At 69.2% G+C, this 19,104-nt stretch carries 22 protein-coding genes and 1 riboswitch; of the genes, 11 read left to right on the top strand and 11 right to left on the bottom strand.

From position 1 onward, the window contains the following. Positions 1 to 11: 11 nt before the first annotated feature. The 4 genes from ON38_RS01890 to ON38_RS01875 all read left to right on the top strand — a co-directional run bounded on the left by ON38_RS01890 (position 12) and on the right by ON38_RS01875 (position 4,586). Complete coding sequence (locus ON38_RS01890) at positions 12 to 986, top strand: metal ABC transporter ATP-binding protein (protein WP_083872107.1); 975 nt, start codon at positions 12 to 14, stop codon at positions 984 to 986. Then, the gene (locus ON38_RS01885; RefSeq protein WP_039821799.1) at positions 987 to 1,853 is read left to right on the top strand and encodes a metal ABC transporter permease; all 867 of its coding nucleotides are present in this window, start codon (positions 987 to 989) and stop codon (positions 1,851 to 1,853) included. An 81-nt stretch (positions 1,854 to 1,934) separates the two neighbouring features. Then, positions 1,935 to 3,104 carry an acyl-CoA dehydrogenase family protein gene (locus tag ON38_RS01880; RefSeq protein WP_039821797.1) on the top strand — a complete coding sequence of 390 codons (1,170 nt, stop codon included), beginning with the start codon at positions 1,935 to 1,937 and terminating at the stop codon, positions 3,102 to 3,104. Between the two features lie 672 nt (positions 3,105 to 3,776). After that, on the top strand, positions 3,777 to 4,586 hold the full coding sequence (locus tag ON38_RS01875) for an enoyl-CoA hydratase/isomerase family protein (RefSeq protein ID WP_039821796.1): 810 nt from the start codon (positions 3,777 to 3,779) through the stop codon (positions 4,584 to 4,586). A 5-nt stretch (positions 4,587 to 4,591) separates the two neighbouring features. Here ON38_RS01875 and ON38_RS01870 read toward each other — a convergent pair whose 3' ends face one another. The 6 genes from ON38_RS01870 to carD form a co-directional block, all read right to left on the bottom strand. Beyond that, positions 4,592 to 4,867: a DUF4190 domain-containing protein gene (locus tag ON38_RS01870; protein ID WP_039821795.1), complete on the bottom strand. Its 276-nt coding sequence runs from the start codon at positions 4,865 to 4,867 to the stop codon at positions 4,592 to 4,594. 152 nt (positions 4,868 to 5,019) lie between these two features. After that, on the bottom strand, positions 5,020 to 5,988 hold the full coding sequence (gene rlmB / locus ON38_RS01865; RefSeq protein ID WP_039821997.1) for a 23S rRNA (guanosine(2251)-2'-O)-methyltransferase RlmB: 969 nt from the start codon (positions 5,986 to 5,988) through the stop codon (positions 5,020 to 5,022). After that, on the bottom strand, positions 5,988 to 7,394 hold the full coding sequence (cysS, locus tag ON38_RS01860) for a cysteine--tRNA ligase (RefSeq protein WP_039821794.1): 1,407 nt from the start codon (positions 7,392 to 7,394) through the stop codon (positions 5,988 to 5,990). Before cysS ends, rlmB begins: the two co-directional genes overlap by 1 nt. Positions 7,395 to 7,642: 248 nt before the next feature. Beyond that, positions 7,643 to 8,155, bottom strand: a complete 513-nt coding sequence (gene ispF / locus ON38_RS01855; RefSeq protein WP_051164283.1) for a 2-C-methyl-D-erythritol 2,4-cyclodiphosphate synthase — start codon at positions 8,153 to 8,155, stop codon at positions 7,643 to 7,645. A 2-nt stretch (positions 8,156 to 8,157) separates the two neighbouring features. Beyond that, positions 8,158 to 8,871, bottom strand: coding sequence for a 2-C-methyl-D-erythritol 4-phosphate cytidylyltransferase (ispD, locus tag ON38_RS01850; protein WP_083872105.1), 714 nt, complete (start codon positions 8,869 to 8,871; stop codon positions 8,158 to 8,160). 2 nt (positions 8,872 to 8,873) lie between these two features. Beyond that, the gene (carD, locus tag ON38_RS01845; RefSeq protein WP_011206964.1) at positions 8,874 to 9,362 is read right to left on the bottom strand and encodes an RNA polymerase-binding transcription factor CarD; all 489 of its coding nucleotides are present in this window, start codon (positions 9,360 to 9,362) and stop codon (positions 8,874 to 8,876) included. A 481-nt stretch (positions 9,363 to 9,843) separates the two neighbouring features. On the opposite strand from carD, the gene ON38_RS01840 reads away from it, so the two are divergent. After that, positions 9,844 to 10,479 (top strand): copper chaperone PCu(A)C domain-containing protein, encoded by a 636-nt coding sequence (locus ON38_RS01840; protein ID WP_306306646.1) that lies wholly within the window; start codon positions 9,844 to 9,846, stop codon positions 10,477 to 10,479. Positions 10,480 to 11,094: 615 nt separating this feature from the next. Next, positions 11,095 to 12,465, top strand: coding sequence for a DNA repair protein RadA (radA, locus tag ON38_RS01830; RefSeq protein WP_051164264.1), 1,371 nt, complete (start codon positions 11,095 to 11,097; stop codon positions 12,463 to 12,465). 7 nt (positions 12,466 to 12,472) lie between these two features. Here radA and ON38_RS01825 read toward each other — a convergent pair whose 3' ends face one another. Further along, positions 12,473 to 13,141 carry a hypothetical protein gene (locus ON38_RS01825; RefSeq protein WP_039821789.1) on the bottom strand — a complete coding sequence of 223 codons (669 nt, stop codon included), beginning with the start codon at positions 13,139 to 13,141 and terminating at the stop codon, positions 12,473 to 12,475. Positions 13,142 to 13,218: 77 nt separating this feature from the next. Beyond that, positions 13,219 to 13,842, bottom strand: a complete 624-nt coding sequence (locus ON38_RS01820) for a carbonic anhydrase (RefSeq protein WP_039821992.1) — start codon at positions 13,840 to 13,842, stop codon at positions 13,219 to 13,221. Positions 13,843 to 14,009: 167 nt separating this feature from the next. Here ON38_RS01820 and ON38_RS01815 point away from each other — a divergent pair, with 167 nt between their 5' ends. After that, on the top strand, positions 14,010 to 14,885 hold the full coding sequence (locus ON38_RS01815) for an HhH-GPD family protein (RefSeq protein ID WP_039821991.1): 876 nt from the start codon (positions 14,010 to 14,012) through the stop codon (positions 14,883 to 14,885). Positions 14,886 to 14,956: 71 nt separating this feature from the next. Here ON38_RS01815 and ON38_RS01810 read toward each other — a convergent pair whose 3' ends face one another. Then, positions 14,957 to 15,727, bottom strand: a complete 771-nt coding sequence (locus ON38_RS01810) for an alpha/beta fold hydrolase (RefSeq protein ID WP_039821989.1) — start codon at positions 15,725 to 15,727, stop codon at positions 14,957 to 14,959. Positions 15,728 to 15,858: 131 nt separating this feature from the next. On the opposite strand from ON38_RS01810, the gene mhuD reads away from it, so the two are divergent. From mhuD to ON38_RS33880, 4 genes are all read left to right on the top strand, one after another. Next, entirely contained in the window at positions 15,859 to 16,173 is a 315-nt protein-coding gene (gene mhuD / locus ON38_RS01805) for a mycobilin-forming heme oxygenase MhuD (RefSeq protein ID WP_039821787.1), read from the top strand. Positions 16,174 to 16,241: 68 nt separating this feature from the next. Beyond that, positions 16,242 to 16,387, top strand: a riboswitch (cobalamin riboswitch). 35 nt (positions 16,388 to 16,422) lie between these two features. After that, positions 16,423 to 16,617: a CbtB domain-containing protein gene (locus ON38_RS01800; RefSeq protein ID WP_039821785.1), complete on the top strand. Its 195-nt coding sequence runs from the start codon at positions 16,423 to 16,425 to the stop codon at positions 16,615 to 16,617. Further along, the gene (locus tag ON38_RS01795) at positions 16,608 to 17,405 is read left to right on the top strand and encodes a CbtA family protein (protein WP_039821784.1); all 798 of its coding nucleotides are present in this window, start codon (positions 16,608 to 16,610) and stop codon (positions 17,403 to 17,405) included. Before ON38_RS01800 ends, ON38_RS01795 begins: the two co-directional genes overlap by 10 nt. Positions 17,406 to 17,440: 35 nt before the next feature. Then, positions 17,441 to 17,926: a hypothetical protein gene (locus ON38_RS33880; protein ID WP_051164263.1), complete on the top strand. Its 486-nt coding sequence runs from the start codon at positions 17,441 to 17,443 to the stop codon at positions 17,924 to 17,926. Between the two features lie 47 nt (positions 17,927 to 17,973). Here the strand turns inward: ON38_RS33880 and ON38_RS01785 are convergent, their stop codons facing one another. Next, entirely contained in the window at positions 17,974 to 18,417 is a 444-nt protein-coding gene (locus tag ON38_RS01785; RefSeq protein ID WP_039821782.1) for an OsmC family peroxiredoxin, read from the bottom strand. A gap of 55 nt (positions 18,418 to 18,472) precedes the next feature. After that, entirely contained in the window at positions 18,473 to 18,928 is a 456-nt protein-coding gene (locus ON38_RS01780; RefSeq protein WP_039821780.1) for an SRPBCC family protein, read from the bottom strand. Positions 18,929 to 19,104 lie beyond the last annotated feature (176 nt).

Here is a 19,104-nt window from a genome sequence, read left to right as displayed (position 1 = left end):
GATGGATCGATATGAGCAGCGATATCGCCTCGACAGCGCACCGTGCCACGACGGCCGGTGACGGCAGCGTCGCGGCCGAGCGCTTCGACGACTCCACTCGGCCCACGCCGGAACCCGCCGTACGGCTCGAATCGGCCACCCTGACATTCGGCGACCGCGTCCTGTGGCGGGAGCTGGACCTCAGCGTCGCCCGGGGCGAGTTCATCGCGGTCCTCGGGCCCAACGGCTCCGGAAAGACATCTCTGCTCCGGGTACTGCTGGGCCAGCTCGCCCTGAGCTCGGGCAGTGCCCGGATCGCCGGCGCCGCGCCGCGCGCCGGCCACCCGGATATCGGTTACATCCCGCAGCAGCGCACCATCGACGCGGGCGTGCAATTGCGCGGTGTGGATCTCGTCGGCCTCGGCGTGGACGGACACCGCTGGGGCCTGGGCCTGCGGGCGCGCGCCGAGCGCCGCCGCAAGGTCGCCGCCGCGATCGCCGATGTCGGGGCGGAGAGGTTCGCCAAGGCCCCGCTGGAGAGCATGTCCGGCGGCGAACAGCAGCGGTTGCGGGTGGCGCAGGCGCTGGTCGGCGACCCCGCGGTTCTGCTCTGCGACGAACCACTGCTGAGTCTCGACCTGGCCAGTCAGCAGCTGGTCTCCGGGCTGATCGATGCCCGGCGGCGCCGGCACGGCACCTCGGTACTGTTCGTCACCCACGAGATCAACCCGATCCTGCCGCTGGTGGACCGCGTTCTCTACCTGGTCGGCGGGAAATTCCGGATCGGCACCCCGGACGAGGTCATGACCTCCGCGGTCCTCTCGGAGCTGTACCAGACCGAGGTCGACGTGCTGCGGGTCCGGGGCCGGCTCGTCGTGGTCGGCACCGGCGACACCATGGACGCCCTCGGCACGGCCGGTGCACACTGCCACGGCGAGCCGGGAACCCCGCACGCCGGTGACCCCCTGGCCGAACTCACCCAGCGATCGGGACAGGCGAACGGATAGATGGACAAACTCTCCGAGGTGCTGGGTGAGGTCTTCGACATCCAGACAACCGCACATCTGCTCGGCTACGACTTCGTACAGCAGGCCGTTATCGCGGCGGCACTGCTCGGCCTGCTCGCCGGGGTCATCGGCCCGCTGATCATCAGCCGGCAGATGTCGTTCGCGGTCCACGGCACCAGCGAACTCTCGCTGACCGGTGCGGCCGCCGCGCTGCTGGTCGGCGCGGGGGTCGGGCTCGGGGCGATCGCCGGTTCGGTGGTGGCCGCCGTACTCTTCGGGGTGCTCGGCACCCGGGCCAGGGAACGCGATTCGGTGATCGCGGTGGTGCTGTCGTTCGGGCTCGGCCTGTCGGTGCTGTTCCTGTGGCTCGGTCCCGAACGCGCGGGGTCGAAATTCTCGCTGCTGACCGGACAGGTCGTGAGTGTCGGTTTCGGTGGGCTGACGCTGCTGGCCACCTGCACCGCCGCGGTGCTCGCCGTACTGGCCGTGGTGTACCGCCCGCTGCTTTTCGCCAGCACCGACCCGGAGGTCGCGGTGGCCCGGGGTGTACCGGTGCGGGCGCTGTCCATTCTTTTCGCGGTGATGCTCGGGATCACCGCGGCCTTCGGAGTCCAGATCGTCGGCGCCCTCTTGGTGCTCGCCCTGCTGATCACCCCGGCGGCCGCGGCGGCGCAGCTGACCGCCGACCCGGTGCGGGCCACCGTGCTGGCGGTGATCTTCGCCGAGATCGCCGCGGTGGGCGGCATCCTGCTGTCGCTGGCGCCGGGCGCGCCGGTCTCCACCTTCGTCACCACGATCTCGTTCGTGATCTACCTGGTCTGCCGGGTGATCGGAGCGCGGCAACGACAGGTCGCCCGAGTGCGCTGAACACCTGCGGGCAGGTGCCTTCAGTCTGGGCAGCGAAGTTTCGTATGCTCGTGCTCAACGCCCCCGGACGAAGGTGACCACATGATCGACTTCACGATTCCCGCCGAGCTCGCCGCCGAACGTGACCGGGTCCGCGCATTCGTCGCAGACAAGATCGTGCCCTACGAGCGCGACCCACGGCTCACCTCCCACGGCCCCACCGACGAACTCCGCCAGGAACTCGTGGAACTCGCCCGTGCCGAGAAGCTGCTGACCATCCAGGCACCCACCGCCCTCGGCGGCCGCGGCCTCACCCATGTGGAGCAGGCCGTGCTCTACGAAGCCGCCGGCTGGTCGACCCTGGGTCCGGTCGCCATGAACTGCGCCGCCCCCGACGAGGGCAATATGTTCCTGTTATCCAAGATCGCGAACCCGGAGCAGACCGAGCGCTACCTGCGGCCGGTCGTCGACGGGCACCAGCGCTCGGTGTTCGCCATGACCGAACCCGACGGCGCCGGCTCCGATCCCGGCCAGCTCGCCACCACCGCCACCTTCGACGGCGAGAACTTCGTCATCGAAGGCCGCAAATGGCTGATCACGGGCGCCAACGGCGCCAAGACCTGGATCATCATGGCGTTGCTCGGCGACAACCCGCACCTCCCCGCCGGCCCCACCCTCTTCCTCACCGACGGCGACCAGCCCGGCATCGTCATCGAACGCACCATGAACACCATGGACCGCAACTACGTGGCCGGGCACTGCGTGGTCCGCTTCGACAACCTCACCCTGCCGAAGTCGGCGCTGCTCGGCGAAGCCGGGCAGGCCCTGCGCTACGCCCAGCTCCGCCTGGCCCCCGCCCGCCTCACCCACTGCATGCGCTGGCTCGGCGCCGCCGAACGCGCCCAGAGCATTGCCATCGACCACGCCAAGACCCGCACCGCCTTCGGAAAAACCCTCGGCGAACACCAGGGCGTCTCCTTCATGATCGCCGACAACGAGATCGCGTTGCACCAGTGCCGGCTGACCATCTGGCACACCTGCTGGCTCATGGATCAGGGAGAGAAGGCCCGCCACGAGAGTTCGATGGCCAAATCGTTCGTCTCCGAGGAACTGTTCAAGGTCGCCGACCGCTGCGTCCAGATCCTGGGCGGCATCGGCGTAAGCGACGAGACGGTGGTCGAGATGATCTTCCGCGATATGCGCCCCTTCCGCCTCTACGACGGCCCCACCGAGGTCCACAAATACGCGATCAGCCGCAAAGTCCTCCGATAATTTTCGGTGCGCCTGCTCGTCGGGGGCGCTGTGTTTATTTGCGGCGCCTCCGGCGCCGCGGGGTCGAGGCCCCCGGAGGTCCCGCCGTTCAGGCCTCGAGACTTGCGGGCGCTTTCGAGGCCTGAACGGCGGGACGGGCCTCGACCCTTTGTGGGCCTCGCCGAACTCGGCACCGAGAAAGCGCTGCTGTTCGTGAACGCGATCAGACGCCAGGTCGGCCGGGGCGGTCGAGTCGACATCCGACCCGGACCTCGCCATGCCGACGTCACCGCAAACCGACCCGAGCGGTCGAGTCGACCTCCGACCCAGACCTCGAAGGCTCACGCAACCCGCATGCGTCGAGTTTTACGAGACACCTGAAAGGGTTGAGGCCCGTCTCGCCGTTTCGGCCTCGAAAGCGCCCGCGCGAAGCGCAAGTCTCGAGGCCGAAACGGCGAGACCAAGGGGGCCTCAACCCCGCGGCGCCGCAGGCGCCGCCAAAAAACACAGCACCTTCACGAACCAGCCCACCCCCACCCTCACGAACCAGCCCACCCCTCGATCCCGCGGCCGGCGCCCCGAACTCAGCGCCTCCAACAGCAAGCCCGCGACTCCCGCCTTCCACCCTTCCACCCCACACCCCCCAACCCCCGCGCGCGCCGCCGCGCCATAAACCCAGCTACCATCCGAGCCATGAGTTCGGAATTGCTCGTCGATGTCTCAGCGGGCATCGCCGTCCTCACGTTGAATCGGCCGGCGAAACAGAACGCGTTCAACCCTGCCATGACCGAGGCGCTGGGTGCAGCGCTGAAGCGGTGCGACGCCGAGGACGCCATCCGGGTCGTGGTGATCACCGGTACCCCGCCCGCTTTCTGTGCGGGCGCCGATCTCTCCGACCGGGTGGGCGAGGTGAGCGCGAGTATCGATCCACCGCCGTTCCGGGTACGTAAGCCGGTGATCGCGGCGGTCAACGGGCACGCCGTGGGGGCCGGGCTGGCGCTGGCGTTGCAGTGCGATCTGCGCTACATGGCCGACGACGCGGTCTACGCGCTGAGCCAGGTCCGGCGCGGAGTACTGGCCGACGGTTATGCGCACTGGACGCTGCCGCGGCTGGCCGGGCTGGCCAATGCCGCCGATATCCTGCTCACCGGCCGTACCTTCGACGGGGCGGAAGCCCGGGCCATGGGCCTGGCCAATGCCTGCCTGCCGGCGGCGGAGGTGGTGCCGACCGCGATGGCGGTGGCCCACGATATCGCGGGGGGTTCGGCCCCCTTGAGCGCCGCGCTGTCCAAACGGCTGCTGTGGGAGGGGGTCGGGCTGGAACCCGATGTGGTCGCGCGGCTGGAGGGCGATCTGAACGAGCACATCGCCGAGGGCCGGGATGCCGGCGAGGCGATGGCGGCCTTCCGGGAGCGTCGCCAGCCCTCGTGGTCCGGCTCGATCAATGACGAATGGCCGAGCTGGGCGCGCACGAAATGGTCCGGGCAGCAGAGCCTGGACTGATACGTTCAGCCGCCGCCGAGCAGTACCACCAGGAACAGCACCGCCATCACGATCATGAGGACGGTGCCGATCACGCCCAGGATGAAGCCGACGACGACCTGCGTGTGGCCACCGTACGCGCCACCGGACTCCTCGATCTGATCGAGTGCGCGTTTGCCCAGTGCCCAGGCCACCGGCCCGGTCAGCCCGCAACACAGCACGCTGAGCGCACCGAGGAACAGCACCGCTGTCGCATGCGGGTGCTCTACCGGCTTACCGATGGGCGCATTGGGTATCACCACATGACGAATTCTACGGTGCTGTCCCGGATTTGCGGTCCGGGCGCGGCGGATTCACTCCCGAACCGCGCGCTGACCGCCGCCGCGACACGCCCGATCGCCGCGTCGCGGCGGCGGCCGCCGGCCCGTCGACCGGGCCGGACGGGGCGGGGCGTTCAGGCGCGGCGTTGCCGGGCGGTTTCGGCCAGCACCACGCCCGCGGCGACGGAAGCGTTCAGCGATTCCACCGGACCCGCCATCGGGATACTCAGGACCGCATCGCAGGTCTCCCGGACCAGCCGGGACAACCCCTTGCCCTCCGATCCGACGACGATCACCGTCGGCGCGGTGGCGTCGAAATCGTCGAGGGACAGATCGCCGCCGGCGTCCAGACCCACGATCTGGACACCGGTGGCGGCCCAATCCTTCAGAGTGCGAGTGAGATTGGTGGCGCGAGCGACCGGCAGCCGGGCGGCGGCGCCGGCGCTGGTACGCCACGCGACAGCGGTGACGCTGGCACTGCGGCGCTGCGGGATCACCACACCGTGACCGCCGAAGGCCGCGACGGAGCGGACGACGGCGCCGAGGTTGCGCGGATCGGAGATATTGTCCAGCGCCACCAGCAGCGCCGGCTCGGCGGATTCCTTCGCCCGGGCCAACAGATCGTCGGGGTGGGCGTACCGGTAGGGCGGCACCTGTAGCGCCAGGCCCTGGTGCAGACCGTTGGAGCTCATCCGGTCCAGATCGGTGCGCGGCACCTCGAGAATGGAGATTCCGGTATCGGCGGCGAGACGGACGCTCTCGGTGAGCCGCTCGTCGTTCTCGGTACCCACCGCCACATACAGTGCGCTGGCCGGCACGCCGGCCCGCAGACACTCCACCACGGGATTGCGGCCGAGCACCAGTTCGGGGCCGTCCTCGCTGCGCCGCCCGGCCGGCCGGCCGCGACCGGGCGGATTGTTCTGCGCGGCTTTGGCTTTCGCCGCCGAGCGACGCGCCGCGGGATGTTTCGTGCGCTGTTCGGCCGGCGGTGTCGGCCCGCGGCCCTCCAGCCCGCGGCGGCGCTGCCCGCCGGATCCGACGACAGCCCCCTTCTTGGTGCCGCCTTTACGGATCGCACCGCGACGTTGTGAATTGCCGGCCATCAGCCCGCCTTTCCAGGGATAGGTGCGCCCAGCGACCATTCGGCACCGTTGGGTGTATCGGTTACTTCGATTCCGGCCGCCTGCAGCCGGTCGCGGACGGCGTCGGCGGTCGCCCAGTCCTTGGCGGCCCGGGCCCGCTGCCGCCGTTCCAGTTCGGCGCCCACCAGCACGTCCAGGGCGGCGTCGGCGGCCGAATGATCGGCGGCGCCGTGCCAGTGCGGATCAAGGGGGTCCACGCCGAGGACATCGAGCATGGCCCGGATCTGCCCGGCGTGTTCGCGGGCGGTGTCGAGCACGCCCGCGTCCAGGGCGCGGTTGCCCTCGTGCACGCCGTGATGGATCTCGGCGAGTGCCTTCGGCACGCCGAGATCGTCGTCGAGCGCGGCAGCGAATCCGTCTGTCCATTTACCCATCGGAATATCCCCGCCGCGTTCGGCCACTCGCTGCACGAACGCTTCGATCCGCTGATAGGACTGGGCGGCGTCGTTGAGCGCCTTGTCCGAATATTCCAGCATCGACCGGTAGTGCGCACTACCCAGGTAGAAGCGCAATTCCACCGCACGGACCGATTTCAGCACATTCGGAATGGACAGCACATTGCCGAGCGATTTCGACATCTTCTCGCCGCCCATCGTGACCCAGCCGTTGTGCAGCCAGTACCGCGCGAAACCGTCCCCGGCCGCCTTGGACTGCGCGATTTCGTTCTCGTGGTGCGGGAACACCAGGTCCATTCCACCGCAATGAATATCGAACTCCGGCCCGAGATAGAACTCGGCCATGGCCGAGCATTCCAGATGCCAGCCGGGCCGGCCGGGACCCCAGGGCGACGGCCAGGTCGGCTCTCCCGGTTTGGCGGCTTTCCACAGCGTGAAATCACGGGGGTCTCGTTTACCGAGCCCGGCGCTCTCGCCTTGGTGCACATCTTCGAGCCGGTGCCCGGACAGATGCCCGTAATCCGGGTAGCTCCGGACATCGAAATACACATTGCCCGCGGAGGCGTAGGCGTGGCCCCGGTCGATCAGGCGCTGCATCAATTCGACCATCTGGGTGATATGGCCGGTCGCACGCGGTTCGGCGGAGGGCGGCAGCACGCCGAGTTGCCGATAGGCCTGGTCGAAGGCGCGTTCGTGCGTCGCCGCCCATTCCCACCAGGGCCGGCCGGCCGCGGCCGCCTTGGTGAGGATCTTGTCCTCGATATCGGTGACATTGCGGATGAACGCGACATCGGAGCCGTTGGCCGTCAGCCAGCGACGCAGAATATCGAAGGCGACTCCGCTGCGCACATGACCGATGTGGGGTAGCCCCTGCACGGTCGCCCCACACAGGTACACCGAGGCGTGGCCGGGTACCAGCGGCGTGAAATCACGCAGGGTCCGTGTCTCGGTGTCGAACAGGCGCAGCGTCACGGCAGTCGATCCTAGTTTCGTGTATGGATTGCACTCGGATTTGGTGCAGGGGGATATGGGCAGGGTAGCGGTGCGGTCGGCTGCGCGAGCAGTCGGCTCGGCCGCGCGTGGCGACTCCGGCATTCCACCGCCGCAGGCACACGCTCGACAGTTGTCGCGGTGGGCGGGCCCACCGACCCGGATCGATCACAGCGACGCCGATCGAGTCCGGCGCGGACCACAGGACTGAGCGGGCGGCCTCGCGGGCCCTATGCCGGTCGCACCTCGCCACCGTCTCCGGACTGTCCGCTCGGCCGCCCCGGACAGTGCAGCAGCGCGGTGGCGACCGCGGCGATCCCCTCACCGCGCCCGGTGAGCCCCAGACCGTCGCTGGTCGTGCCGGAAACCGATACGGGCGCGTCCAGCAGATCACCCAGCACCTGCTGGGCCTCCGCGCGGCGCGGGCCGATCCGCGGCCGGTTACCGATCACCTGGACGGCGGCGTTGACGACCTCGTATCCGCCGTCGTCGAGCAGCCGCCGCACTTCTTTCAGCATGGCCGCCCCGGAGACTCCGGCCCATTCCGGCCGGCCGGTGCCGAAGACCGATCCCACGTCGCCCAGGCCCGCCGCGGACAGCAGGGCGTCGCAGAGGGCGTGCGCGGCGACGTCACCGTCGGAGTGGCCCGCGCAACCGTCCTCACCGTCGAACAGCAACCCGGCCATCCAGCAGGGACGGCCCGGCTCGATCGGATGCACATCGGTGCCGATCCCAACCCGCATGTTCAGCACGGCGTCACCGCCGGATCCGCGGTGAGCAGGGATTCGGCCAGGCGCAGATCGAGCGGTGTGGTGATCTTGAAGGCCAGCGGGTCGCCGGCGACGGTACGCACCGCGACGCCCAGCCGCTCGACCAGGCCGGCGTCGTCGGTCGCCGAACCCGCGTCGGCGTACGCGGCGCGCAATGCCTGCGCGGTGAACCCCTGCGGAGTCTGGATGGCACGCAGCGCGCCACGATCCGGTGTACCGGTGACATTCCCGCCGTGATCGACGGTCTTCACGGTATCCACCACCGGCAGTGCGGGCACGACCGCGGGATGACCGGCGCGCAGCTCGTCCACCACCCGGGCGATCAGGGCGGGCGGAGTGAGCGCGCGGGCCGCGTCGTGCACCAGGAAGTACGCGGTATCACCGGCGGCGGCGAGACCGGCGCGTACCGAATCGGTGCGCTCGGCGCCGCCGAGAACGATCCGCACCGGAGCATCGGGGGGTAGGAGAGCTGCCGTCCGGTCGACGTGTTCGGCGGGCACCATCACAATGATCTCGTCGACGACCGCGGCCGCCACCAGCCCCTTCACGGCCAGTGTGAGCATGGGTATGCCGCCGATCGGGACGAACGCTTTGGGTTCATCTGCACCCAAGCGCACGCCACGACCGGCGGCAGGAACCAGTGCGGTGACGGGACCGGCGCCACGGCCGGGTCCGTCTGTTCTGTGCACGATCAGGAAGCCGCGGCGAGAACCTCGTCGAGAAGCGTCTCGGCCTTGCCGTCGTCGGTGCCCTCGGCGAGCGCGAGCTCCCCGACGAGGATCTGCCGAGCCTTGGCCAGCATCCGCTTCTCGCCCGCGGACAGGCCACGATCCTGTTCCCGGCGCCACAGGTCGCGAACGACCTCGGCCACCTTGTTCACATCGCCGGAAGCGAGTTTCTCGAGGTTGGCCTTGTAACGGCGGGACCAGTTGGTGGGCTCTTCCGTGTGTGGCGCACGCAGCACCTGGAAGACCCGATCCAGGCCTTCCTGGCCCACTACATCGCGGACGCCGACATATTCCGCGTTTTCCGCGGGAACCCGAACAGTGAGGTCACCCTGTGCGACCTTCAGGACCAGATACTCTTTCTGCTCACCCTTGATGGTGCGGGTCTCGATAGCTTCGATCAAAGCCGCCCCATGATGGGGATAAACGACGGTATCTCCGACCTTAAAAATCATGTGTCCCGTGCCCCTTTCGATGTTCACAGTTTAACACGCGACTCGATAACGGCGCGATCAACTGCGCAGGTCAGGGCCACAACGACCAGGTACTAGGGCTTGACAGGACGAGTTTGGTGTGCATCACGTTGTGCCCGAACGGGTGTCGGGCACGCACTCTCCGAGGGCATATAAAAGCCCACTCCGCGCGGCGGCGCAAGTGGGTCGCGGAGGCCCGATCGTTACCGGTCAGCGCGACGCCCCGGGACAGCCGCGACACCCGGTCGGTGCGCCGTTCCAGGACGCACAAAGGGGTGGTGCCGAGACTACGATCCGCGACCCACCGGACACGCCGTGACGTGCGACAAATCACACACCCCGTAGCATGCAATCCCCCCTGACACCGCCCGGTGCGCGCCGGGCCCCGACCCAACTACTACAGTGCCTAGTTGGAGTGCGCCCACTCGGACATGGAGGACAACCCGTGACTGCCCTGACTGCTGTGACTGCCGCTGGCCCGGTCCCGACCCGGCGGCGCCGCATGGTGGCGGCCGCCGCGCTCGCCGCCGGTGCGGCGCTCATCCTGTCCGGCTGCGGCGCCGGCCAGATCTCGCAGACCGCCACGCAGGTCGCCGCCATCAACGGCAATACGGCCAACGCCGGCGATATCGCCCTGCGCAATGTGCACATCGTGTTCCCGGGCAACGGCACCGCCACCCACACCACCGGCGGCAAGGCCGCGCTCGCGCTGTCGATCGTGAACACCGGCGCGGTGGGCACCGACGAACTCACCGGCGTCACCACCGACCTCGGGAAGGTCGAGATCACCCCCAGCGAAGGCGGCAAACTCGAGATCGCCCCCTCCGAAACGGTCGTCGTCTCCACCCCGCAGGCGGGCGCGGAAACCCACACCGGCGACGAGACGATCAAAACCGAGGGCGGCGAGACCACCCCCGCCCGCATCGAGATCACCGGCCTCACCCAGAACATCACCCCCGGCCTCACCTACGACGTCACCTTCAATTTCAAGAACAACGGCAGCGTCCTGGTCCAGGTGCCGGTGGACGCCGGCGTAGACGCGCCCCGTTACGAATCGGAACTCTCCAAGAGCACCACGGGCTCCGCCGGCGGGCACTGAGTTTCTGGGCGCCGGCGCCGGCCTCCCGGAGTCGGGTCACGGCTTCCGGCGCCGACCGAATCGAGGAGGCGCGCTCCACGGGACGGGCTTGCTCGCGAAGGTGGGGGACGTGGGCCTGCTCGCGAAGACGGGAGACGTAGGCCTGCTCGCGAAGGTGCTGTGTTTTTGGCGCGCTGGCGCGCGCGGGGTTGAGGCCCCCTTGTGTCTCGCCGTTTCGGCCTCGAGACTTGCGCTTCGCGCGGGCGCTTTCGAGGCCGAAACGGCGAGACGGGCCTCAACCCTTTGAGGTGTCTCGCAATACTCGACACATACGGGTTGCGTCGGCATTCGATGTCCGGGTCGGATGCCGACTCGCTCGAATCGGATGCCGACTGGACCACAGCGCCGGCCTGGCCATCTGATCGCCTTCAGGAACAGGGCACCTGCTCGGTGCCGAGTTTTTACGAGGCCCTGAAAGGGTCGAGGCCCGTCCCGCCGTTCAGGCCTCGAAAGCGCCCGCGCGAAGCGCAAGTCTCGAGGCCTGAACGGCGGGACCGAGGGGGCCTCGACCCCGCGGCGCCGAAGGCGCCGCCAATAAACCCTGTCGGCGGGCCTGCGTAGGGTGCGGCTGTGGCAGTGACCAAGAGCAGAGCCGTCTATCGGTGTTCGGAGTGCGCGCACGAGGTCGCCAAATGGGTCGGTAAGTGTCCCGGCTGCGGGTCTTGGGGGACCGTGGACGAGGCGATGCCGGTGGCCGCCGCGGCGGCGGGGCCGGGGCGCAAGGCGATGCTCCCGACTACCGCCGCGGCGCCGATCTCCCGGATCGATTCGCAGACGACCACGGCGCGGCCGACGGGGGTTTCCGAGCTCGACCGGGTGCTGGGCGGCGGGATCGTCGCGGGGTCGGTGGTGTTGCTGTCCGGCGAGCCGGGGGTGGGCAAATCGACCCTGCTGCTCGAGGTGGCGCATCGCTGGGCGCGGCAGCGCGACGAGCGGGCGCTCTACGTCACCGCGGAGGAATCGGCGGGGCAGGTGCGCTTGCGCGCCGACCGGACGGGTGCGGTGCACGACCGGGTGTATCTGGCCGCCGAATCCGATCTCTCGGTGGTCCTCGGGCATGTCGATCAGGTGAAACCCACACTGCTGGTGGTCGATTCGGTACAGACGATGCTGGCCGCCGATACCGACGGTGTGATCGGGGGTGTCACCCAGGTTCGTGCCGTAACCGCGGCGCTGACGTCGCTGGCGAAGGCGAGCGGTATCGCCGTACTGCTGGTGGGACATGTCACCAAGGACGGCGCGGTCGCCGGGCCGCGCACGCTGGAACACCTGGTCGATGTGGTGTTGCAGTTCGAGGGCGACAAGAACACCACGTTGCGGATGGTGCGCGGAATCAAGAACCGATTCGGCAGCGCGGACGAAGTGGGCTGTTTCGAACTCCACGACGACGGAATCGCCTGTGTGACCGACCCTTCCGGGCTGTTCCTGCACCATCGTGCGGATTCGGTGCCGGGAACGGCGGTCACCGTCGCGATGGACGGGAAGCGGCCGCTGGTCGGCGAGGTGCAGGGGCTCACGGTGGACACGCAGGCGCCGGCGCCCCGCCGGGCCGTCAGCGGACTGGACTACAACCGCGTGGCCATGGTGCTGGCGGTGCTGCAGAGCCGGTGCGGTGTCTATGTCGGTAAACAGGACGTCTACGCGGCCACCGTGGGCGGTATGCGGCTCACGGAGCCGGCCGCGGACCTCGCCGTCGCACTCGCCATCGCCGGCGCGGCCCGCGATACGGCGCTACCGCCCGGTTGGGTGATCCTCGGTGAGGTCGGGCTGGCCGGGGAGGTCCGGCGGATCACCTCGGTGACCCGCCGGCTCGCCGAGGCCGAACGACTCGGGTTCACCACCGCGGTGGTGCCGCCGGGCACCGACGGTAAGACCACGCCGATGACCCTGCACGAGGTGACCGGCCTGCGCGGCGCGCTCCGGTTGGCCGGCCTGACGAAGAAATGACCCCCGCTCAGGCGATGTTGAAGGGTTCGGGCGCGCTGCGCACCGAACCCATCTGCGCCACCACGTTGTAGGCGCCGGCGGGTACCTGCACCCGCTCCCCCGCGCATTCCGGCTGCGAGGTCGCGCCCGTCCAGGTGACCGTGAACGCGGCCTGTTCACCACGGTCGAGGGTGCGCACGTCCGGATCGCCGTCGGGGAAACAGTCCGTACTCGCCCACAGTTGCCGCCCGCCGTCGAGCGAGTGCACGGAGACGCGCTGCAACCCGGATCCCATGTCCCGGGTGCAGGGCGCACCGGAGATATTGGTGATCACGATCCCGAACACCGGCTCCTCGCCGATCTGGTAGGTGGGCTGCCCCACCGACACCTTGATGGCCAGTGACTGGTCGGCGCATTGACCGGAGGCCGCCGGGGCGGCTTCGGTACTGCGTGTACCGGATGCCGTCCCGGACGTGCGAGTGCTGGTCGCCGTGGTGGACGACGAGGTCGAACTCGGGGCCGGCTCGGTGGTCTCGGAGGTCGATGCCGCCGCGGCGGCATCGGGCGCGTCACCCCCGCGGGAGACGGTGACGGCCAGCCAGATCACCACAGCGAGCGCGACCACGAGCGCGCCGATGGCGAACACACGACGCCGCCAGTAGATCTCCGGCGGTAACGGTCCTGTCGGTTCCAACACGTGTCAACGGTAAGCGCAGCGGGCGGCAGCGGTCGTCAACGGCACACCAGAAGGTGGCGCCGACAGCCGGCCACCGGTCAGACGGTCTCCCCGATATTGCCGACCACCCGGTGCAGCTTCGCCCGGCCGTCGACCAGTTTGTAGGTGACGCACGCGATCGCGCACTTACCGGCTTCCACCCGCTCGGACACGATCATCGACCGCTCCATCAGCAGGCGGCTGGTCTCCACCACATGGCGGGCTTCGAGTTCGTCCACCGATTCGAGTCCTTCGCGGCGCCCGATCAGCATCGACGGCGTCACCTTCTCGACGATGCTGCGGACGAAGCCGCCGGGCACCTCGCCACCGTCCAGGGCATCCAGGGTCGCCTTGACCGCGCCGCAACTGTCGTGCCCGAGCACCACGATCAGCGGTACATCGAGGACACCCACACCGTATTCGATGGATCCCAGTACCGCCGCGTCGATGACATGGCCCGCGGTGCGCACCACGAACATATCGCCGAGACCCTGATCGAAGATCAGTTCCGCGGCGACTCGGGAATCTCCGCACCCGAACAGCACGGCGGTGGGATGCTGGCCGGCGACGAGCTTGGCTCGATCGGCGGCTCCCTGGCTAGGATGCAGCAGCGTGCCGTTCACGAAGCGCTCGTTTCCCTCGCGCAGCGACTTCCAGGCACTTACCGGGTTGGACTGAGGCATGGTGTCCATTCTGCACGATTCGACGTGCGCGCTTGCTTCCGTCCCGTTACAGCGCGGCGTCCATCCACGCCGAACCGGTGGAACTGCACGGTGAGGTGAACGGAGCGGGTCGGGTGAGCAGCGCAGGTATCGGCAAACCGGGTACGGGCGGACGTGGTGCCGTCTCGATCGAACCCGGTGCTATCGACTCCGACACCCTGATCGACTGGTATGCCCGCACGGCCCGGGATCTGCCGTGGCGACGGCCCGGGGTGAGCGCCTGGCAGATCCTGATGAGCGAGATCATGTTGCAGCAGACCCCGGTGTCGCGGGTGGAACCGATCTGGCGGGAATGGGTCCGGCGTTGGCCGGTCCCCTCGGCAATGGCGGCGGCGAGCGCGGGCGAGGTGCTGCGGGCATGGGGCAAACTCGGCTACCCGCGCCGTGCCCTGCGTTTGCACGAATGCGCGCGGGTCCTGGCGGCCGAGCACGGGGATCGGGTACCCGACGATGTCGAGGTGCTGCTCGGACTGCCCGGGATCGGCGCCTACACCGCGCGGGCGGTCGCCTGTTTCGCCTACGGACAGCGAGTTCCGGTGGTGGACACCAATGTTCGCCGAGTGGTGGCCCGTGCAGTGCACGGACGGGAGGCCGGTAACCCGGCCGCGCGCGACCTACGCGAGACCGAGGCGCTGCTGCCCGGCCGGATCGACCGGGCGGCGGTGTTCTCGGCGGCGCTGATGGAGCTCGGCGCGACGGTATGCACCGCGCGGACCCCGGATTGCACCCGCTGCCCGCTGCCGCGCTGCGCGTGGGTCACGGCGGGCCGGCCGGTGGCCGAGTCGACGCGCCGGACCCAGAAGTACGAGGGCACCGACCGGCAGGCACGGGGACGTCTGCTCGATGTGTTGCGGGCGGCGCACGCGCCGGTGGAACGCGTCCGGCTGGATCTCGCCTGGACCCGGGACCCCGGCCAGCGCGACCGCGCACTGGATTCACTGCTGGTGGACGGTTTGATCGAACAGACCGACGACGGACGCTTCGCCCTGGCCGGAGAGGGCTGAAGCCCGGCGCCCGAACGCTGCGCGATCCGGTTCGCCGTGGGCGCCGACGCGTGATCCTGCGGGCCGGATGCTCAGACCTCGGCGGCGGTTCCGGGCGCCGCGCGCAGCACGTGGGTGAGGAAACGCTCGACCTCGGCCCGGTAGCGCTCCGGCTGATCATCGTGCACCAGGTGACCGGCGTCGGGTACCAGGACATGTTCGGCGGCGGGACGCAGTTCGGCCATCCGGCGCATCTGCCCGGGCGGCGTGATGGTGTGTTCACCCTCGATCAGCAGCGTGGGCACGGTGAGCCTGCCCCACTCGGCCCAGAACGACCGGACACCCCACTCCTGCGAGATGTCCCGGAAGGTGGCCACCTCGCCGTGCAACCGGTAGCCGTCCGGCCCCCGCCGGAACGAATCGCGGAAGTAGCGACCGGCGACCGGGCCGAAATAGGCCATCAGGGCGGCCTCGTCCGCGAAAGGCTGTGGCCAGGCCTCGACCATCGCGGCCCAGTGGGCGGCGGTACGGCCGGTGAAATCGGCCGCCATATCCTCGACGACCAGCCCGCGCACCCGGTCCGGGTGCGCGGCGGCGAACATCCAGCCGTGCAGGCCGCCCATCGAATGCCCGATCACGATCATCGGCTCGGTGATCCGCGCGGTGGCTTCGGCCAGGTCGGCAACGAAAGCGTCGGTGGTGAGCTCGGCGGGGGCGGGGCGCCCGTGTCCGGCGGCGTCGAAGGTGAAGACCCGGCCGTGGTCGCGCAACCACCGTACCTGGCTTCGCCAGGTACGGGCGCTGCCCATCAACCCGTGCAGCAGCAGTATCGGAACCCCGGTCCCACCTTCGTCGTGCAACACCGGGACGAGTTTATTCACAATCCTCCACAGGCCGGCGCGGCGCTACCGGCGCGCCCGGCCCTCCCGCGCGCCGGCCACGCTGTGGCGTGCGGCACTGTCCCACCCGGTCCCGCTGTACCTAAGCTCGGGGTATGGCTGTTGTGAAGATCAATGCGATCGAGGTCCCCGAGGGCGCGGGACCCGAGCTGGAGAAGCGGTTCGCCCATCGCGCGCACGCGGTCGAGAACTCCCCCGGGTTTCTCGGCTTCCAATTGTTGCGGCCCACGGCCGGCGAGAACCGGTATTTCGTGGTCACCCAGTGGGATTCCGAGGAGTCCTTCGCGGCGTGGCGCGACGGCCCCGCCAAGGAGGCGCATGCCGGACAGCAGAACAAGCCTGTCGCCACCGGCGCCTCGTTGCTGGAGTTCGAGGTCGTGCTCGATGTAGCGGGTAAGCCCGCCTCCTGACCCGTTCCGCACACTGGCCACGCCTCCGATTGCCGGCGGCGTGGCCAGTGCTCGTTCGCGGCGTATTGACGACCGGTAACAGCCGGTGTCACAGTTTCAAGTGAAAGCGGAGGTGATGCGGTAATCCGGTGAGAACCCGGAACGGTCGCGCCACTGTGATGTCCACCCGTCCGGGTGGGCAGAGTCAGACACCCGCACCTGCGCGAACTCGCGAACCGGACGCGACCATCCGGATGAGGAGGATTCACCATGGCCATCACCCATGTCCCGAGCCGCGCGGCCGACACGGCGGCGACCGTGCTCGTCACCGTCGGCGTCGTTGCGCTGGCACTGCTGACGCTCTACCTGGTCGGCTTCGACCAGGGCGCCATATCGCGCAGCGGCATGTTCATGCACGAACTGATGCACGACGGGCGGCACCTGCTGGGTGTGCCGTGCCATTGAGCGGATCTTTCGGTGCCCTGCTGCTCCGTGGTCTGCTCGCCGGTCTGATCGCCGGTCTCCTCGCGGGTGTCGTCGGTAATTTCGTCGGCGAACCGAAGGTCGATGCTGCCATCGCCATCGAGGAGGCGGCGGCTCCCGCGCCCGGACATGCCCATGATTCCGGCACCGGACATACCCACGGGGAGACAGCACACACGCACGGGGACGAGGCCCAGGTGAGCAGGCCGTGGCAGAAATTCGGGCAGTTCCTGGCCGATGCCCTGGCCGGGATGGCGTTCGGAGCGATCGTCGCGACCGCGGCGCATTACGCCCGGCGGTTCACCGCGTTGCCCGGCCACCGGCTGGTTCTCGGACTCGGTCTGGCCGGCTGGGTCGCCGTGGTGGCCGTACCGTTCTTCAAGTATCCGGCCAACCCACCCGCGGTCGGTGACCCGGAGACGATCGACGAACGCACGCTGCTCTGGGTGGCCGCGGTCCTACTGGGTCTGGTGGCCGTCGCAGCCGGGGTGTCCCTCTGGAATGCCCTGCGACCACGACCCGAATCCCTGCGGCTCGTCGCGGGCGTGGCCGGATTCGTCCTGGTCGTCACCCTCGGTTACGTGCTGCTGCCCGGGGTGAACGAAGTGGGGGCCGAGTTCCCGGCCTCGCTGCTGTGGGAGTTCCGCGCCGCGTCACTGGCCGTATCGACCACGCTGTGGGTGGGTATCGGTCTGGCCTTCGCCGCGCTCACCGAGTGGAGTCACCGCGGTGGTACCCGGGTAGCGGAGGCAGCTGCTACAGCGGACTGATCCCGGTAGCGGTCGTGGCCGGGCAGGGTCGGTGTATGAACGACACCGCACTCGCCCACCGGGACAGCCCACCCGGTCCGCGGCCCACGGCCGTCACCACCGCCTTCGTCGCGCTCGTGGCGGCCGTGGGCTGCGGTATCACCGAAACCGCGGTCCGTGGCGCGCTGCTGCCGGACGAGGCGGATATCGGCGCGTTCACCGGTGGTTGGTTGCTGCGCACCGGGATATACCTCGGCGTTCTCGTTGTCGCGTGGCGAATGCTGCGGGGCGAGCGCTGGGCCGTATATCTGCTCACCGTCGGGATCGGTGTGCTCGGTACGGCTTCGCTCGTGGTGGAGCCGGTTCGACTGCTCGCAGCCGGAGGTACCGGCATATTCGCCGATATGAGCGTCGCGACCGTACTCCTGGTATCTATTCGTGCCGGCCATATCTGCGCGGTGTTCGTCGCGATCCCCGCCATGCACACCCCGAGCGCCCGGGCATGGTTCCGGGGCGGTCACGACAGCCCTGAGCCCGGGTAGGAGCCGTTCGCTGTCCCGGGCCCCGCCTCGGGGCCCGGGACAGGCGTTCAGGATTCCAGTGCGGCGTCGAGGGTGATGTCGTCCACTCCGCCCAGCGCCTTGCTGACCGGGCATCCGGCCTTGGCCGCGGCAGCCGCCGCCGCGAAGCCCGCCTCGTCGAGCCCCGCCACCCGGCCGCGTACCGTCAGGGCGATCCGGCTGATCCGGAAACCGCCCGCCGGGTCGGGGCCCAGGGTCACCGCGGCCGAGACGTCCAGACTCTGCGGGGTGCCGCCGGCCTGGGCGATCTCGTTCGACAGCGCCATCGCGTAGCAGGACGAATGCGCCCCGGCGATCAGCTCCTCCGGGCTGGTCGTGCCGTCGGCGTCATCGGCCGACCGCTTCGGGAACGACACCTCGTACTTGCCGACCCCCGAGCTGACCAGCTCGACCTGGCCGGAGCCGTCCTGCAGACCTCCGGTCCATGCGGTGCGCGCGGTACGTGTGGGCATCACGATCCTTTCGAAGACGATTCGTTGCGAGTCGGACTCGAACCTACTCGTACCCTCAGCTCGTCGCAGTCCGTTCGTCGAGGCGGGCCAGCACCGCCGGCCAGGCCTCCCGGTGCCGGTCGCGGGCCGCTTCGTCGGCAAACCCACTGTGCCGCAATCGCAATCGGATGCCACGGGGCTGTTTGACGAACTCCACCCGCACCACCGTTTCCGCGCCCTCGGTGCCTCCGGCGCCGGTCACCCAGGTCAATTCGATGAGCCGGCCCGGTTCCAGACGGAGAAAGCGGCCGTAATGCGGCCGGGATTTCCCGTCCTCCTCCCGGGTCTCGAAATAGAACGGCTCGTTCACCTCGGGCCGCATCCGCACCGAGGACGGTTCCGCGAGCCAGATATCGAAGCCCTGGGTCCACGCCAAGTACAGGAGGGCGGGTGAAGCGGTCATCACCCGCTCCACGGTGAGTTCGAACGGCCGTGTGGACAGGTCCGGTACACGCACTTGCTGGTCGACCATCACTGGACCATACCCGCGCGGGCGCGGGTACTGCCGCAGATGCGGTGATCACGCGCCGCTACCGAGCGGCCCGCCCGGAACCGGCGCGTTCCGGTCCGGAATACCATTGCGGCACCGGAAATCCGGGTGTGCGCCGACGACCGAGCACAGCAGGCGAATAGGGTGGTGCAGGTGGA

Source organism: Nocardia testacea NBRC 100365 (genome assembly GCF_000308775.1).
GTDB lineage: Bacteria > Actinomycetota > Actinomycetes > Mycobacteriales > Mycobacteriaceae > Nocardia > Nocardia testacea.
The sequence above is the reverse complement of the archived record's forward strand: the minus strand, read 5'-3'. Positions and strand labels throughout refer to the sequence as shown.